General features: G+C 72.6%; 13 protein-coding genes and 1 pseudogene. 5 read left to right on the forward strand and 9 right to left on the reverse strand.

Annotation, left to right across the window (positions count from 1 at the left end; genetic code table 11):
* Nucleotides 1-78 precede the first annotated feature (78 nt).
* Both P3X83_RS05420 and P3X83_RS05425 read right to left on the reverse strand, forming a co-directional pair.
* Nucleotides 79-1,044 carry a TIGR03557 family F420-dependent LLM class oxidoreductase gene (locus P3X83_RS05420; RefSeq protein ID WP_277303745.1) on the reverse strand — a complete coding sequence of 322 codons (966 nt, stop codon included), beginning with the start codon at nt 1,042-1,044 and terminating at the stop codon, nt 79-81.
* A 69-nt stretch (nt 1,045-1,113) separates the two neighbouring features.
* Nucleotides 1,114-1,680 (reverse strand): ferritin-like domain-containing protein, encoded by a 567-nt coding sequence (locus tag P3X83_RS05425; RefSeq protein ID WP_277303746.1) that lies wholly within the window; start codon nt 1,678-1,680, stop codon nt 1,114-1,116.
* 139 nt (nt 1,681-1,819) lie between these two features.
* On the opposite strand from P3X83_RS05425, the gene P3X83_RS05430 reads away from it, so the two are divergent.
* The gene (locus tag P3X83_RS05430) at nt 1,820-2,794 is read left to right on the forward strand and encodes an adenylate/guanylate cyclase domain-containing protein (protein ID WP_277303747.1); all 975 of its coding nucleotides are present in this window, start codon (nt 1,820-1,822) and stop codon (nt 2,792-2,794) included.
* 6 nt (nt 2,795-2,800) lie between these two features.
* On the opposite strand, the gene P3X83_RS05435 is transcribed toward P3X83_RS05430, so the two are convergent.
* On the reverse strand, nt 2,801-5,158 hold the full coding sequence (locus tag P3X83_RS05435) for a SpoIIE family protein phosphatase (protein ID WP_277303748.1): 2,358 nt from the start codon (nt 5,156-5,158) through the stop codon (nt 2,801-2,803).
* 63 nt (nt 5,159-5,221) lie between these two features.
* Complete coding sequence (locus tag P3X83_RS05440) at nt 5,222-8,923, reverse strand: HAMP domain-containing protein (RefSeq protein WP_277303749.1); 3,702 nt, start codon at nt 8,921-8,923, stop codon at nt 5,222-5,224.
* 153 nt (nt 8,924-9,076) lie between these two features.
* Between P3X83_RS05440 and P3X83_RS05445 the strand changes: the two genes are divergently transcribed.
* Both P3X83_RS05445 and P3X83_RS05450 read left to right on the forward strand, forming a co-directional pair.
* Nucleotides 9,077-9,583, forward strand: coding sequence for an aldo/keto reductase (locus tag P3X83_RS05445; RefSeq protein ID WP_277303750.1), 507 nt, complete (start codon nt 9,077-9,079; stop codon nt 9,581-9,583).
* A gap of 35 nt (nt 9,584-9,618) precedes the next feature.
* Nucleotides 9,619-10,080, forward strand: a pseudogene (locus tag P3X83_RS05450) (AAA family ATPase); the annotation flags it as partial.
* 156 nt (nt 10,081-10,236) lie between these two features.
* On the opposite strand, the gene P3X83_RS05455 reads toward P3X83_RS05450, so the two are convergent.
* Nucleotides 10,237-10,662: a S8 family serine peptidase gene (locus P3X83_RS05455; protein WP_277303751.1), complete on the reverse strand. Its 426-nt coding sequence runs from the start codon at nt 10,660-10,662 to the stop codon at nt 10,237-10,239.
* A 49-nt stretch (nt 10,663-10,711) separates the two neighbouring features.
* A complete protein-coding gene (locus P3X83_RS05460; RefSeq protein ID WP_277303752.1) occupies nt 10,712-11,353 on the reverse strand; it encodes a TetR family transcriptional regulator in 642 nt (213 codons plus the stop codon).
* 82 nt (nt 11,354-11,435) lie between these two features.
* Between P3X83_RS05460 and P3X83_RS05465 the strand changes: the two genes are divergently transcribed.
* Both P3X83_RS05465 and P3X83_RS05470 read left to right on the forward strand, forming a co-directional pair.
* Nucleotides 11,436-12,170 (forward strand): SDR family oxidoreductase, encoded by a 735-nt coding sequence (locus tag P3X83_RS05465; RefSeq protein WP_277303753.1) that lies wholly within the window; start codon nt 11,436-11,438, stop codon nt 12,168-12,170.
* Nucleotides 12,171-12,175: 5 nt separating this feature from the next.
* Nucleotides 12,176-12,493: a multidrug efflux SMR transporter gene (locus tag P3X83_RS05470; protein WP_277303754.1), complete on the forward strand. Its 318-nt coding sequence runs from the start codon at nt 12,176-12,178 to the stop codon at nt 12,491-12,493.
* Between the two features lie 6 nt (nt 12,494-12,499).
* Here P3X83_RS05470 and P3X83_RS05475 read toward each other — a convergent pair whose 3' ends face one another.
* From P3X83_RS05475 to P3X83_RS05485, 3 genes are read right to left on the reverse strand one after another with little or no spacing between them, the layout of a single operon-like run.
* Nucleotides 12,500-12,802, reverse strand: a complete 303-nt coding sequence (locus tag P3X83_RS05475; protein WP_277303755.1) for an antibiotic biosynthesis monooxygenase family protein — start codon at nt 12,800-12,802, stop codon at nt 12,500-12,502.
* A gap of 29 nt (nt 12,803-12,831) precedes the next feature.
* Nucleotides 12,832-14,229, reverse strand: a complete 1,398-nt coding sequence (locus tag P3X83_RS05480) for an NAD(P)/FAD-dependent oxidoreductase (protein ID WP_277303756.1) — start codon at nt 14,227-14,229, stop codon at nt 12,832-12,834.
* Nucleotides 14,219-15,448 (reverse strand): MFS transporter, encoded by a 1,230-nt coding sequence (locus P3X83_RS05485; protein ID WP_277303757.1) that lies wholly within the window; start codon nt 15,446-15,448, stop codon nt 14,219-14,221. The genes P3X83_RS05480 and P3X83_RS05485 overlap by 11 nt, the downstream gene beginning before the upstream one ends.
* Between the last annotated feature and the right edge of the window lie 11 nt (nt 15,449-15,459).

The following is a 15,459-nucleotide window of genomic DNA, read 5'->3' on the forward strand; positions in this document are numbered from 1 at the left end:
TCACAGGGCCCGATCACAGGGCCCGATCACAGGGCCCGATCACAGGGCCCGATCACAGGGCCCGATCACAGGGCCCGATCACAGGGCCCGCAGCGCGGGCAGCAGCTCCCGCTCCGACCACTCGAAGAAGGGCTCCTGGTGCGCGCCGCCGATCTGGACCAGCGCGAGGTGGGTGAACCCGGCCTCGACGTAGGCGCGGGCGGCCTCGACCACGGCCCCCACGTCGGCCCCGCAGGGCACCGAACTCGCCACGTCGTCGGGGGTCACCGTCCGGGCGTAGGCGGCGAAGTTCACCGGCCCGGGCAGCTCGGCCATCACCTTCCAGCCCGCCACCGACCAGCGCCACAGCCGGTGCGCGCGCTCCCTGGCCGCCCGCTCGTCGGTGTCGTAGCAGATGGCGAGCTGGCCGTAGACGGGCTTGCCGTGCCCGCCCGCCCCGGCGAACGCGGACACCAGCCCGGAGTCGGGGGCCACGGAGACCAGCGCGTCGCCGTGCTCCGCGGCGATCTCCGCCGAGCGTCCGCCGGAGGCCGCGATGGCCAGCGGCACCGGCTTGTCCGGCAGGTCGTAGAGCCGGGCGGAGTCGAGGTCGAAGAACTCGCCCCGGTAGCCGCAGTACCCGCCGCCGAAGAGCCGGATGATGATCTCGATGGCCTCGCGGAACATCAGGTGCCTGGTGTCCACCGAGGGCCAGCCGTTCCCGATGACGTGCTCGTTCAGGTTCTCCCCCGCCCCGAGCCCGAGCGTGAAGCGGCCCTGCGACAGCACGCCCATGGTCGCCGCCTTCTGCGCCACGACGGCCGGGTGGTAACGCATGATCGGGCACGTCACGTAGGTCATCAGCGGCAGGCGCTCGGTCGCCTGCGCGGCGGCCCCGAGCACCGACCAGGCGTACGGCGAGTGCCCCAGCTCCTCGATCCACGGAAAGTAGTGGTCGGAGATGACGGCGTAGTCGAACCCCGCTCGTTCGGCGCGCGCCACGTCGGCGACGAGCTGCCTGGCCGGGGTCTGCTCGCACAACATCGTGTAGCCGATCTCTGCCATGCCCCGGCCCATACCCCCGGCCGTCTCCGCGCAACGCCAAGGGATCGCGAAGTGCCCGCCGCGCGGCGCTCAGCCGCCGAGCAGGTCGAGGAGGTCGTCCGCGTGATCCTCCTCCTCTTCCTTGATCGACTCCATCAGCCGCCGGGTGGTCGGGTCGCCCTCGCCGAGCCAGAGGATGATCTCCTGGTAGATGTCGATGACGATGCGCTCGGCCTCCAGGTTGTCGCGCAGCATCTGGGTGAGGTCGTGGTCGGCCGGGGCCGTGTAGTCGGTGTGCGCGCGCTGCACCAGCTTGGCCGGGTCGAAGTCGGGTTCGCCGCCGAGCTGGGAGACGCGTTGGGCGGCCCGCAGCGCGTGGTTCATCTCCTCCTTGGCGTGCTCGGTGAACTCCGCGGCGACCTGCGCGCGGTCCACGCCGACGGCCGAGATCGCGTGGCGGGTGTAGCGCAGCCAGCACACGACCTCGGTCGCGATCACGTCGTTGAGGATCTCGATGACCCGGTTCTTGTCCTTGCCGTAGGTGTCGGTGACCGGCCCTTCGGCCATCTTGGCCCGGGCCTGCTGGCGGATCTTCTGCACGTCCAGCACGAAGTCGTCGCTCATGTTCCTGCCCCCGATGATGTCTGCCCTGCTCATCGGCAGGATAAGAAGGCGGAGTGCCCGGCCCCGGTCTAACCTGCGGCGTGTCGCATCGGTCGTCCGAATCCGGAATGTCAGCGCCACGATGTATGTTTCGGAAAGCAGGTGGCGACGGGGCACGACGGGCAGAAGGGTCATGAGGCGGGACAACCCTGCGGGTGACAGCGGTCTGGCGGAGACGTTCCTGAACAGGCAACGCCGCTATACCAGCCGCGAGGTCGCAGCGATGGCCGGTGTCCCGGTCTACCGGGCGCGCAGGCTGTGGCGGGCGCTCGGCTTCGCCAACGTCCCCGACGACGCCGTGGAGTTCACCGAGGCCGACGTCGAGGCGCTCAAGACCATGGTCGGCATGGTGAGCGCGGGCGCCTACGACGACGAGCACCTGCTGCTGATGACCAGGTCGCTGGGCGGCTACACGGCCCGGCTTGCCGAGTCGCAGGCCGAGCTGGGCTCCGAGGCGCTGGCCTCGGCGGGCGTGCCGCTGGCCAGGCGCGGAGCGGCCTGGCGGGGCCGCGCCGAATGGGTGGTGCCCGAGCTGGAGAAGCTGCTGGTCTACGCCTGGCGGCGGCATCTGGCCTCGGCGGCGGGGCGGCTGGTCGACCAGGAGAGCAGCGCGGTCCGCCTGGCGGTCGGCTTCGCCGACCTCGTCGGGTTCACCCGGCTCAGCCGTCAGATCCCGGAGAACGACCTGGCCAGGCTGGTCGAGCGGTTCGAGGGCCGGTCCGCCGACGTGGTGGCCTCCTCCGGCGGGCGGCTGGTCAAGACCCTCGGCGACTCCGTGCTGTTCGTCACCGACACCGCCCACGAGTCGGCGGAGATCGGCCTGCGGCTCCTGGAGGTCCACGCCCGCACCAGGGGCATGCCCGGGCTGCGCGTGGGCCTGGCCATCGGGCAGGTGATCGGCCGGATGGGCGACGTCTACGGCGCGCCGGTCAACCTGGCGAGCAGGCTGACCGCGCTGGCCGCGGCCGGCAGCGTGCTGGCCGACCCGGCGCTGGCCGAGGCGCTGGCCGGTGACGCCGCGTTCACGCTGAACCCCGGCGAGCCGGTCGCGGTGCGCGGGGTCGGCGAGGTGACCCCTTCGGTCGTGACCCGCCGCTCCCCCACCTGATCCCGCTCAGCGCAGCCGTACGCCGATCAGGCAGGTGTCGTCGTCGGTGTCCGACTCCGAATGGGCGAGCAGGCGGTCCAGGAGTTCGTCCAGCGAGGCCGCGCCCGCCCTGGTCCCGGCCAGGAACCGCTCCTGCGAGTGCTGCAGCGCCTGGTCCCTGCGCTCGATCAGCCCATCGGTGAACATGAGCAGGGTGTCGCCGGGGTGGAGCTGGACGTCGCCCTCCTCGTAGGACGCCTCGGAGACCGCCCCGAGCAGCAGCCCGCCGATCAGCGGCAGTTCCTCCGGCTCGTCGTCGCGCACCAGCACCGGCGGCAGGTGCCCGGCGCGGGCCCAGCGCAGCACCCGGGTGTCGGGGTCGTACAGGGCGCAGACCGCGGTGGCGGTGATGTTGTCGGCCAGATGGTGGGCGACGAGGTTGAGCCAGGCGAGCAACTGGCCGGGCCCCGCGCCGGTGGTCGCCAGGCCGCGCAGCGCGTTGCGCAGCACGACCATCCCGGTGGCGGCCTCGATCCCGTGCCCGGCGACGTCGCCGACCGACAGCAGGATCTGCTTGGACGGCAGGACCACCGTGTCGTACCAGTCGCCGCCGACCAGGTGCTCCTTCTCCGCCGGGCGGTATCGCACCGCGATGCGCAGGCCCAGGGCGTCGATCGGGGGCCGCATCGGAGGCATGATGGCCTGCTGGAGCTGCAGGGCCAGCTTGTTCCGCTCGGCCGACTGCTGCTCGCTGTGTTCGAGCCTGTCGCGGGTGGCGGCCAGCGCGACCTCGGTCCAGTGCTGGGAGGAGATGTCCTGGTATACGCCTCGGACGGCGGTCAGCCGGGAGTCTTCTCCGAAGACCGGCTCGGCGACGACGCGGATGTGCCGGGAGACGCCCTCGGGCCGCTGGACGCGGAAGGCGACTGAGGCGGGATGCCGGTGGTGCAGCAGGGTGCGCTGGAAGCGGGCGATCGCGGCGCCGTCGTCGGGGTGGGCGTGGTCGCGCAGGCCCTCCAGCGGGATGGGCGGGGCGGCGGCGGGCAGGCCGTACAGGTCGTAGATCTGGCGGCTCCAGACGATCTCGCCGGTGACCGCGTTCTCCTCGAAGCCGCCGATGCGGCCCAGCCGCTGGGCGTGCTGCAGCAGGCTCGCGACCCTGGCCATCTCGTCCTCGATGCGCCAGATGAGCAGGACGCCGTCGCCGTGGCGGGTGACGCTGACCCCGGCCGTGGTGGTCAGCGGCACCTGGTCCACCAGGGCGGTCACCGCCATACGGTCGGTCCTGAACGCCTCGCCCGTGGCGTGCACCCGCTCGATCTTCTCGAACAGGCCGCCGTCACCTGCGGCCATGGGGTACGCCTCCAGCATCAGGGAGCCGGTGACGCTGCTGCGGGGCCGTCCCGCCGGGTCCAGGAAGCGGGCGTTGGCGTGGTGGATGCGGAAGTCGGCGAGCCTGCCCTCCGGGTCCAGGTGCGGGGTCAGCACCACGGCGGCGTCGAGCAGGCCGTCGGCCAGTTCCACGACCTGGGCGAGGTCCGGCGTGCCCGGCGGCGGTCCTGCCGGGCCGTCCAGGGTGTGCGCGCACAGCTCGGCCAGCGCCTCGACCTGCCGCCGGATCTGCGGGGACAGCGGCCCTACCTCGTCGGGCCAGCAGATCTCCAGGACGCCGATGATGCGCCCGCCGGTCCCGGCGGGCGCGACGACCCTGCCGCCGCCGACCTGGCGGTGGCCGATCGAGGGCAGCCCGGCCTCGCGCAGGCTGGGGATGCGGGCGACGGCGCGCTCGGTGAGCGCCTTGCGGGCGGGCGTCGCCACGCCCGGCGGCACGTACCGCCAGCGGCGGGCCTCCTCCAGGCCGAAGCCGGCGTATCCGGCGAGCGTCAGCGCCGCCCCGGTGTCGGCCAGCCACACCGCGACCGCGGTCGCGCCCAGCGGGGTCAGCGCGTGCTCCAGCAGCGACTCGGCGACCGCCTGCGTGTCCGGGGCGCTGAGCAGCCCGCTCTCGGCGGTGCGCAGCCGCAGCGCCACCGGTTCGTCGTCCCCGGCGTCGCCGCCCGCCATCGCCAGGAAGTCGCGGGCCACCTCGCTCACCCGGTCCCTGGACGACTGGTTGATCAGGTCGGCGGCCAGGTGCACCACGGGCACCCCGGCCTGCTCGGCCAGCGTGGTGAGCTGCTGGGCGGCCTGGGTGGGGCCGCACCCCAGGCGCTCGACGAGGATCCCGGTGGCCATCTCGATCAGCGCCCGGCCGTCGGCGGCCAGGTGGGCCCGCTGCACCTCCCGGCGCAGCCGGTCGATGGTGGCGGCCAGCCTGCCGAGGTGCCCGCCCTCGGGCGTCCCGCTCTCGCCGGCCGGGTCGCCGGTGCCGGGGTGGGTCTGCACGTGTGCCGCTCCTTGTGAATCGGACCGTGCCCCGGGCGTGCACCCGGGGCACGGGGAGGTTCCCTAGGCGTTCAGCCAGTGCTGCATGCGGGTGATCAGGTGCTCGGCGTCGACCGGCTTGGTGACGTGGTCGCTCGCCCCGGAGGCCAGGCTCTTGTCCTGGTCGCCGGGCATCGCCTTGGCGGTGACCGCGATGATCGGCAGGTCGGTGTATCCGGGCATGGCCCTGATCGCGGCGGTGGCGGTGTAGCCGTCCATCTCCGGCATCATCACGTCCATCAGCACGATGTCGGTCTCCGGGTGCGCGGTGAGCACCTCGATGGCCTTGCGGCCGTCCTCGGCGTGCAGCACGTGCATGCCGATGATCTCCAGGATGCTGGTGAGCGCGAACAGGTTGCGCGCGTCGTCGTCCACGACGAGCACGGTGCGCCCGGCCAGCGCGTCGTCCAGCTTCCGCGGCTCGGTCTCGGCGATCCGCCGGTCGAGCGGCAGCACGTCGCCCGGCTGGTCGGCGGTCAGGTGCAGGGCGATCCGCTCGCGCAGCTCGTCCAGGCTGGACAGCAGCTCCAGCGGACGGTCGCCGGTGCGGTACCGCGAGACGTCCTCACGGCGGGGGCTCATCCGCCAGTTGTCGTAGGCCAGGATCGGCACGTCGCGCAGCGCGGGGTCGCCGTTCATGGCCTCCAGCAGGGTGAACGCGGCCCCGTTCGGCAGGTCCAGGTCCAGGACGATGCAGTGGCACGCCTGCCCGGCGAGCACCGAGGCGGCCTCCTGCGCACCGACGGCGGTGACGATCTCCACCTCGCCTTCCCGCTCGCCCCGGCCCGACAGGTCCGTCAGGACGCTCTCGGTGACCAGCGACAGCAGCCCCCGGGGCCGTTCCTCGATGACCAGGAGACGCCGCCGCCTGGCGGGGACCGTCGCGGCGGGCGGCTCGGGCGCCGCGACGGGCTCCTCGGCCACCGTGTCGTCCTGCGGCGCAGGGACGGCGCCGCGGTCTTCGAAGTCGGGGCGGGAGATCGGCAGGTACAGGGTGAAGACGCTGCCCTGGCCCGGCGTGCTCTCGGCGGTGATGGCCCCGCCCAGCAGGTAGGCGATCTCGCGGCTGATCGACAGGCCGAGCCCGGTGCCGCCGTACTTTCGGCTGGTGGTGCCGTCGGCCTGCTGGAACGCGCCGAAGATGGCCTCAAGTTGCTGCTCGGGGATGCCGATGCCGGTGTCCACGACCCGCAGCGCGACCGCCGCGCCGTGCGGGCGGACCGAGGCGGGCAGCTCCGTCTGCGCGGCCGGCTCGATGCGCAGCTCGACGATGCCGGCCTCGGTGAACTTGACCGCGTTGGACAACAGGTTGCGCAGGATCTGCCGCAGCCGCGAGTCGTCGGTGAGCAGCTCGGCCGGGGTGCCCGGCGCCGTGGTGACCACGAAGTCGAGGTTGTTCTGGGTGGTCAGCGGGCGGAACGTGGCCTCGGCGTAGTCCAGCAGCCTGCGCAGCGGCACGGGTTCGGGGTTGACGTCCATCTTGCCCGCCTCGACCTTGGACAGGTCGAGGATGTCGTTGATGAGCTGGAGCAGGTCCGACCCGGCCGAGTGGATGATCCCGGCGTACTCCACCTGCTTGGGCGTCAGGTTCCTGGTGTGGTTCTGGGCCAGCAACTGGGCGAGGATGAGCAGCGAGTTCAGCGGGGTGCGCAGCTCGTGGCTCATGTTGGCGAGGAACTCGCTCTTGTACTTGGAGGCCAGCGCGAGCTGCTGCGCCCGGTCCTCCAGTTCCTGGCGGGCCTGCTCGATCTCCAGGTTCTTGGTCTCGATGTCCTGGTTCTGGCTGACCAGCAGGCGGGCCTTCTCCTCCAGCTCGGCGTTGGAGCGACGCAGCTCCTCCTGCTGAGTCTGCAGTTCCACCGAGCGGGCCCGCAGTTCCTCGGTGAGCCGCTGCGACTCCGCCAGCAGCTCGTCGGTGCGGGCGTTGGCCACGATGGTGTTGAGGTTGACGCCGATGGTCTCCAGGAGCTGGTCCAGGAAGGCCCGGTGGACCGGGGTGAACTCGTGCACCGAGGCCAGCTCGATCACGCCGAGCACCTGCTCCTCGACCACGACGGGCATCACGATCAGGGAGGACGGGTCGGTCCGGCCGAGCCCGGAGGAGATGGTCACGTACCCGGACGGCACGTCGTCGAGCGCGATCGTGCGGCGGGTCCTGGCGGCCTGTCCCACCAGGCCCTCACCGATGCCGAAGCGGTCCGGCCGCTGCGAGGCGACCGGGTAGCCATAGGCGCTGATCAGTTGCAGCTCGCCGTCCTCGGCCAGGAAGAAGGCGCCGAACTGCGCCGACACCAGCGGCGCCAGCTCGTTCATGACCAGCTCGGCGACCGTGGCCAGGTCGCGGTGGCCCTGCATCAGCCCGGACATCCTGGCCAGGTTGGACTTGAGCCAGCCCTGTTCCTCGCTGGCCGCGGTGGACTCGCGCAGCGACTCGACCATGGAGTTGATGTTGTCCTTCAGGTCGGCCAGCTCGCCCTCGGCGTCCACGGTGATGGAGCGGGTGAGGTCGCCGGAGGTGACCGCGCTGGTGACCTCGGCGATGGCGCGGACCTGGCGGGTCAGGTTCCCGGCCAGCTCGTTGACGTTCTCGGTGAGCCGCTTCCAGGTCCCGGAGACCCCCTCGACCTCGGCCTGCCCGCCGAGCCTGCCCTCGCTGCCCACCTCCCTGGCGACGCGCGTCACCTCGGCGGCGAACGAGGAGAGCTGGTCCACCATGGTGTTGATGGTGGTCTTCAGCTCCAGGATCTCGCCCCGGGCGTCCACGTCGATCTTGCGGGTGAGGTCACCGTTGGCCACCGCCGTGGTGACGGTGGCGATGCTGCGCACCTGGCCGGTCAGGTTGTCGGCCATCGAGTTGACGCTGTCGGTGAGGTTCTTCCAGGTCCCGGCCACGTTGGGGACGCGGGCCTGGCCGCCGAGGCGGCCCTCGGTGCCGACCTCGCGGGCCACCCGGGTCACCTCGTCGGCGAAGGCGCCCAGCGTGTCCACCATGGTGTTGATGGTCTGGGCGAGGGCGGCGACCTCGCCCTCGGCCTCGACGGTGATCTTCTGCGACAGGTCGCCCTTGGCCACGGCCGTGGCCACCTGGGAGATGTTGCGCACCTGGCCGGTCAGGTTGCCCGCCATCGAGTTCACCGAGTCGGTGAGGTCGCGCCAGGTGCCCGCCACGCCCTTGACGTACGCCTGGCCGCCGAGCCTGCCGTCCGTGCCGACCTCGCGGGCCACCCGGGTGACCTCCTCGGCGAAGGAGGAGAGCTGGTCGACCATGGTGTTGACGGTGTTCTTCAGCTCCAGGATCTCGCCCCGGGCGTCCACGTCGATCTTCTGCGACAGGTCGCCGCGCGCCACCGCCGTGGTGACCTCGGCGATGCTGCGCACCTGGCCGGTCAGGTTGCCCGCCATGGCGTTGACCGACTCGGTGAGGTCCTTCCAGGTGCCCGACACGCCCGGCACCTCGGCCTGGCCGCCGAGGCGGCCCTCGGTGCCGACCTCCCGCGCGACGCGCGTCACCTCGGAGGTGAACAGCGCCAACTGGTCCACCATGCCGTTGAACACCGAGGCGATCTCGCCGGGCAGCCCGTCGGTGTCGGCGGGCAGCCGGGTGCGGAAGTCGCCGTCCCGGACGGCCGTCAGCCCGGCGAGCAGCCGCCGTAGCTCCCGTTCCTCGGCTCTCGGCTCCCCATGGGCGCCGTTGCCGCCAGCCGTCGGCTGCGATCCGCTGACCACTTGCCCTCCACGTCAACCCGTACGCCGACATGGACGCCCATGCGGCCGAACTGGATCATAGGCCACCAACGGCCTGGAAACGGGCGACGACTACCCACCGTGGAGGCGGGTAGGCCCTTCGCCGGACAGGAGATCGAAACGGGGATGTGAGAGATGCGTACCGTGACGCCGGGACGCACCGGGCTGCGCGTGACCCCGATCCGTTACGGAACCTGGCAGTTCGGCGGCGACTGGGGGAGCGTCGACGAACGGGCGGCGGTGGAGTCGATCCGCGCGGCGAGAGACCTGGGGATCAACTTCTTCGACACCGCGCACGGCTACGGGTTCGGCGTCTCCGAACGGCTGCTCGGCCGGGCCCTCGCCGCCGAACTGGGCTCCGGCCGCGACTCCGTGGTGATCGCCACCAAAGGCGGCCTCCGGCTGGACGGCAGGCGCCTGGTGCGCGACTCCAGCCCGTCCCGCCTGCGCCAGGAGGTCGAGGAGAGCCTCTCGGCCCTCGGCACCGACCACATCGACCTGATCGTCGACTCCCGCAGGCACTCCCATCCGAAGGAGAGCGTGGGCGCGCTCGACCTGGAGCTGAGCGGCGACGACATCGCGGAGATCGACCGCCTCACGCGCGCGGCGGCCCCGGTGCGCGGGCCGTCGCCGTTCGGGTGAACGGGCGCGACCGATGGGACGGATGGGGCGCGGGCGAGGACTACGAACGCGCCAGGGAGCTGCGCGACGAGATCGCCGAGCTGACCCGCCGCATCGACGAGACCCACGACGGGCCGCCCGCCGTGCCCGAGGTCACCGGCGAGGAGATCGCCGCCATCGTCTCCCGGGCCACCGGCATCCGGATCGCGCAGCTCACCCAGGAGGAGCGGGAGCGCCTGCTGGCGCTGGAGCGGTGGCTGCACCAGCGGGTGATCGGCCAGGACAAAGCGGTCGCGGCGGTGGCCGAGGCGGTGCGCAGGTCGCGCGCCGGGCTCGGCGATCCGGGGCGGCCCATCGGTTCCTTCCTCTTCCTCGGGCCGACCGGGGTGGGCAAGACGGAACTGGCCCGCGCGCTGGCCGAGGCGCTGTTCGGCGACCAGGACCGGACGGTCCGCTTCGACATGAGCGAGTTCCAGGAGCGGCACAGCGTGTCGCGCCTGGTGGGAGCGCCGCCGGGCGCGGCGTGGCCACCCGTCTGGACGGCGACCGCGTGCGGCGCACGGTGGCGGAGGTCGCCTCGATCCTCGAACAGCGCGAGCGCGCCTTCGCCGCGCAGGGCATCGACTCCGTAGCAGCTGGTGGCAGGGGGCCGACCTCTACGTGTTCGTGGACGACTACGACCTGGTGGCCACCTCGTCGAACCCGCTGCTCCCGCTGGTGGAGCTGCTGCCCCAGGCGCGGGACATCGGCCTGCAGGGCACGCCCTTCAGGTACTGCCCGGCGATGATCATCGCGACGGCGGTGCCGTGTCCCAGGCAGTCACGGTGCCCGGTGCCGGTGAAATCGACCTGCCCGGCCACCCGGAGCTGCGGATGGGTCAGGTCGACGCCGCTGTCCACCATGGCCACGGTGACCCCGTCGCCCCTGCTCAGCGGCCACACCCGGCGGGCGTCCACGCGCCGCTGCGCCCAGGACTCCCCCACCCGCACGCTGCCCTTGGGCGGCTCGCACCGGACGGGTGCGCGCTCCGCCGCCGCTGACGTGGGCGCGGCCGACGAGAGCGCGATCAGCGTGACCGCCGCGAGGATCCGACCGATCATGACGGCCCAGCCTAGCCGCCGGGGCCGCGGCCCACCCGGTTGCCGTCATTCAGCTCGCGGACCTCGCGCCCGAGGTGACTCCGGCCAGCAGGTCGTCGAGCCCGGCGCGCACGGCGTCGAGGGTGAGGCCGTGCTCGCGCATCCGGTAGGCGAGCAGGTTGGCGGCCAGCGGGGCGAGCAGCGCGTCGGCCAGGTAGGAGGGATCGGCGCGGTGTCCGGCCGGGGACGGTAGGTCGGCCAGCAGGATCGCCAGGTGCCGGTGGTAGGCGTCGTAGGCACCGCCGAACCGGGCGAACGGCGTCGCGGTCTCGGCCATCAGCAGCAGGTCGAGCTGCCCGGCGACGCGACCCGCGAGGGCCTGGAGGAAGGCGCGGATCCGCGCGGCGGCGGGCGCGCCGGGGCCGAGCGGCGGGGGGCCGCCCATGAACGACGCCTGGAAGTCGCGCTCGCGCCGGTCGATGAGTGCGTAGGCCAGGCCGGACCGATCGCCGAAACGCCGGTAGAGGGTGCCGACGCCGACCCCGGCCGCGGCGGCGACGTCGGCCATGGACAGCGCCTCGACGCCGCGCGTGGCGACGATCTCCTCGGCGGCGGCGAGGATCCTCGCGCGGTTCCTGGCGGCGTCGGCGCGCTCCTCTCCGCGCCGGTCGCCCCGACCGGCCTGGGGCAGCGCTCGCCGGGTCTGCGTCACGCGCCCACCTTATCGAGTTGCGATCCGGAATCCATTCCGCTTACTCTACAAACGGAATACATTCTGCTTTTTGGAGGCGAACATGCTCAACGGACGAGTGGCCCTGGTGACGGGCGGCAGCCGGGGAATCGGCGCCGCGATCGCCCGGCGGCTGGCGGGCGACGGCGCCGACGTGGCCATCACCTACGCGAATGCGGTCGGGCGCGCCGCCGAGGTGGTCGGCGCGATCGAGGGGGCGGGGCGGCGCGGGCTGGCCGTACCGGCGGAGGCGACCGACGCGGCCGCGCTGACCTCGGCCGTCGAACACGTGGTGGCGAAGCTGGGCCGGCTGGACATCCTGGTCAACAACGCGGGGATCGCCCCCTTCGGCCCGCTCGGCGAGGTCACGCTGGAGGAGCTGGACCGGACCATGGCCATCCACGCCAGGGCCTCGTTCGTGCTCGCCCAGGCCGCGTCCCGGCACATGACGGACGGCGGGCGGATCATCAACATCGGCAGCAGCCTGGCCGACCGCGTGCCGTACCCGGACTGGACGCTCTACGCGATGAGCAAGTCCGCGCTGATCGGCCTCACCAAGGGGCTGGCCAGAGACCTAGGCTCCCGGGGGATCACCGCCAACCTGGTCGCCCCCGGCTCGACCGACACGGAGATGAACCCGGCCGACAGCCCCGACGCGGCGGGCGAGCGGGCGTTCACCGCGCTGGACCGCTACTGCGCCCCAGAGGACATCGCCGCGACGGTGGCGCATCTGGCCGGTCCCGGTGGCCGCTACATCACCGGCGCGTCCATCGCCGTGGACGCCGGAACGACGGCCTGACCGCGATGCCCTGGCTTACGCTGGCCGCGGCCGCGCTGCTGGAGGTCGTGTGGGCGCTGGCCCTCGAACGGTCGGAGGGGTTCACCCGGTTCTGGCCGGCGGCCGTCGGCGTGACGGCCGCCGTGCTCAGCTTCGTCCTGCTCGCCTTCGCGTTGCGCGACCTGCCGCTGGGCACCGCCTACGCGGTCTGGGTGGGCCTGGGCGCCGTGGGGGTCGCGCTCAGCGGGATCATCGCCCTGGGTGAGAGCGCCTCCCCCGCCCGCCTGGCCTGCCTGCTCCTGATCGTCGCGGGCGTGGCCGGGCTCAAGCTGATCGAGGGCTGACCGGGCTCAGGAGCCGGTGATCAGCGGCTCGTAGTGCCGCATCTCCTCGATGTTGGACACGAACGGCCTGATCTCCGCGAAGAACTCACGGAAGTGATCACTGCCCCGGAACCCCTCGAGATGGTCCTTCGTGGAGGTCCACTCGATGCGCAGGATGTAGCTTTCCGGTTCTTCCGTGCACCTGGACAACTCGTACGACAGGCATTGGGGCGCCTTGCCGAGCGGGATCACGGCTCTGCTGTAGGCGCTCTCGAACACCTCCGCCGTCTCACCCTTGGGAATCCGGTAACGGATGTACTCGACGACCATGACGGCTCCACCTCCTTGTAATCATGTAATCACGTACCAGGTCGAGCCGCCACCGGATCCTCCAATGATCGCAGGGCGGGTTCCAGCGCGCGGTGGAACGTCGGAAACGCGAAGATCATCTGGCGGAGGGTGGCGATCGGGACCCGGGCGTGCACGGCCACCGCCAGCGCGCCGAGCACCTCGCCGCCGCACGGCCCGGCGCTGGTCGCGCCGACCAGCACACCGCCGGACTCGACCAGTTTGATCAGGCCGTCGTTGCCGGTCTTGTGGATCCACCCGCGCGACGACTCGTGCAGCGGCACGGTGGCCGCGCGCACCGCGAGGCCGTGCGACCTGGCCTGTGCCTCGGTCAGCCCGACCGCTCCCACCTCGGGATCGGTGAAGGCGACCCGGGGCACCGCGTGGTAGCTCGCGCCCGGGCCGTCCTCGCCGAGGATGTCCCGGACCACCACGCCCGCCTGGTAGACGGCCACGTGGGTGAAACCGCCAAGACCGACCACGTCGCCCAGCGCCCAAACACCGGGCGCGGCGCGCATCCGGTCGTCCACGGGCACCGAGCGCCCGCGTTCGTCGATGCCGGCGGCGCCCAGTCCCAGGCCGGTCAGATCGACCCGGCGGCCGGTCGCGACGAGCAGCCGCTCGGCGGTCAGCACCGACCCGCCGTCCAGGGTCAGGATGAACCGGCGCCCGTCGTGGGCGGCCTCGACGGCGCGGGCGCCCAGCCGTACGTCGATGCCCTCGCGGGCGAACGACGCGGAGACCAGGTCGCCCGCCTCGGGCTCCTCCATGGACAGCAGCCGGGGCGACGCCTCCACGATGCTCACCCGCGCGCCGAAGCGGGCGAAGACCTGGGCCAGCTCGGCGCCGATGGCGCCGCCGCCCAGCACGATCAGCGAGCGGGGGCACCGGTCGGTCTCGATCGCCTCCCGGTTGGTCCAGTACGGCGTGCGCCCCAGCCCCGGCACCGGCGGCACCGCCGCCCTGGAGCCGGTGGCCACGACGATCCCGCGCCTGGCCCGCAGCACCCGCTCGCCGCCGATGGTCACCTCACCGGGGGCGGTGATGGCGCCCCTCCCCCGGAAGAAGTGGCCGCCCTTGCCGGTGAACCTGGTCACCGCCGCCTTGTCGTCCCAGTAGGCCGTGGCCTCCTCGCGGATCCGCAGGGCGACCGGGGCCCAGTCCGGGACCACGGTCGCCTCGCCCGCCATGCCGGGGACGCGGCGGGCCTCCGCGAGGAGCCCCGCCGCGCGGACCATCATCTTCGACGGGACGCATCCCCAGTAGGGGCACTCGCCGCCGACCAGGTTCGCCTCGACGCCGGCCACGGACAGCCCGGCCTCGGCGAGCCGTTGCGCGACCTCCTCGCCGCCCGGTCCCATGCCGAGCACGATCACGTCGTACTCGGGCACCTCCGGTTCAGGCGCCATGCTCTCCTCCAGGCGTCCGGCGGGACGTCGGCCACAGGCTTCCGGCGAGGGCCGCCAGGCAGACCACCGCCACGGCCAGGATGAAGATGGTCGTGGCCTGGTGCAGCCCGAGCCGGTCGGTGACCAGGCCCGCGCTGATCGCCGGGACGCTCATCGCGAGGTAGGCCACCACGTACACCGCGGCCAGGAGCTCGCCCCGGTGCGCGGGCTCGGCCAGCGCCGCCATGGAGCGGAACACCCCGAGGAAGGCGAGGCCCCAGCCCAGGCCGAGGACGGCGGTGCCGACGAAGAAGATCGGCGGCCACACCACGGCGAGGGTGAGCAGGATCGCGCCCAGCCCGGCCAGCAGCAGGACCAGCCCCAGCACGAGCGGGCGCCTGGCCGGCCAGTTGTGCGCGACCATCTGCCCGGCCGCGGCCACACCGGCCAGGATCGCGATCACCAGTCCGCCGATCAGCCGGTCGTCGGTGTCCAGCAGGTCCCGCACCAGCGAGGGGCCGAGGGACAGGTAGAACCCGCCCACGGCCCAGATCGCGATGAGCCCGAGGGACAGCACCGCGAAGGAGCGGTGCGCGGAGCGCGGGACGCGCACCCGGTGCGGACGGATCCGCACCGGGCCGCCCGCGCCGGGTGCGGTCTCCGGCATCAGCAGCACACCGGCGAAGAGCACCAGGAAACCGGCCAGCATGATGGCATATGTCATAACGGTGGGTGCGGGCGCGTACTGCACCAGCAGTCCGGCGCCGAGCCCTCCGAGAGCGAGCCCGAGGGTCGGGCCCGTGGCGTTCACCAGGGTCCCCCGTCCGGGTGCGCCGGACGGGGCGAGTTCCAGGAGGGCGGCCCCCATGGCACCGGTGGCCAGCCCTACCGCGAGTCCCTGCACCGCCCGTGCCGCCAGCAGCGCCGGGACCCCCTGCGCCAGGATGAAGATCACCATGCTCGCGATCATCACGGCGAGCGAGCCGAGCAGCACCCGGCGGCGGCCCAGCGCGTCCGAGAGCGACCCGAATCCCAGCAGGCCGATCAGGACGGTGAGCGCGTAGATCCCGAACACCACGGTCAGCGTCGAGTCGGAGAACCCCCACTGCCGCTGGTAGACCCCGTACAGCGGGGACGGCGCGGAGGCGGAGTAGAGCATCAGCACGAGCATCGCGCCGACCAGCCAGAAGGCCGCGCCGTGGGACAGCCGGGCGGCGCCGGCCCTTTCCACGCTGGTCATGGTGCGGCTCC

It is taken from the genome of Spongiactinospora sp. TRM90649, assembly GCF_029382225.1.
Lineage (GTDB): Bacteria > Actinomycetota > Actinomycetes > Streptosporangiales > Streptosporangiaceae > Spongiactinospora.

Excerpts from the sequence above, each read along its gene's own strand:
- P3X83_RS05420 (WP_277303745.1), bottom strand. The coding sequence starts at position 1,044 with ATGGCAGAGATCGGCTACACGATGTTGTGCGAGCAGACCCCGGCCAGG.
- P3X83_RS05425 (WP_277303746.1), bottom strand. The coding sequence starts at position 1,680 with ATGAGCAGGGCAGACATCATCGGGGGCAGGAACATGAGCGACGACTTC.
- P3X83_RS05430 (WP_277303747.1), top strand. The coding sequence starts at position 1,820 with ATGAGGCGGGACAACCCTGCGGGTGACAGCGGTCTGGCGGAGACGTTC.
- P3X83_RS05445 (WP_277303750.1), top strand. The coding sequence starts at position 9,077 with ATGCGTACCGTGACGCCGGGACGCACCGGGCTGCGCGTGACCCCGATC.
- P3X83_RS05455 (WP_277303751.1), bottom strand. The coding sequence starts at position 10,662 with ATGATCGGTCGGATCCTCGCGGCGGTCACGCTGATCGCGCTCTCGTCG.
- P3X83_RS05465 (WP_277303753.1), top strand. The coding sequence starts at position 11,436 with ATGCTCAACGGACGAGTGGCCCTGGTGACGGGCGGCAGCCGGGGAATC.
- P3X83_RS05470 (WP_277303754.1), top strand. The coding sequence starts at position 12,176 with ATGCCCTGGCTTACGCTGGCCGCGGCCGCGCTGCTGGAGGTCGTGTGG.
- P3X83_RS05475 (WP_277303755.1), bottom strand. The coding sequence starts at position 12,802 with ATGGTCGTCGAGTACATCCGTTACCGGATTCCCAAGGGTGAGACGGCG.
- P3X83_RS05480 (WP_277303756.1), bottom strand. The coding sequence starts at position 14,229 with ATGGCGCCTGAACCGGAGGTGCCCGAGTACGACGTGATCGTGCTCGGC.
- P3X83_RS05485 (WP_277303757.1), bottom strand. The coding sequence starts at position 15,448 with ATGACCAGCGTGGAAAGGGCCGGCGCCGCCCGGCTGTCCCACGGCGCG.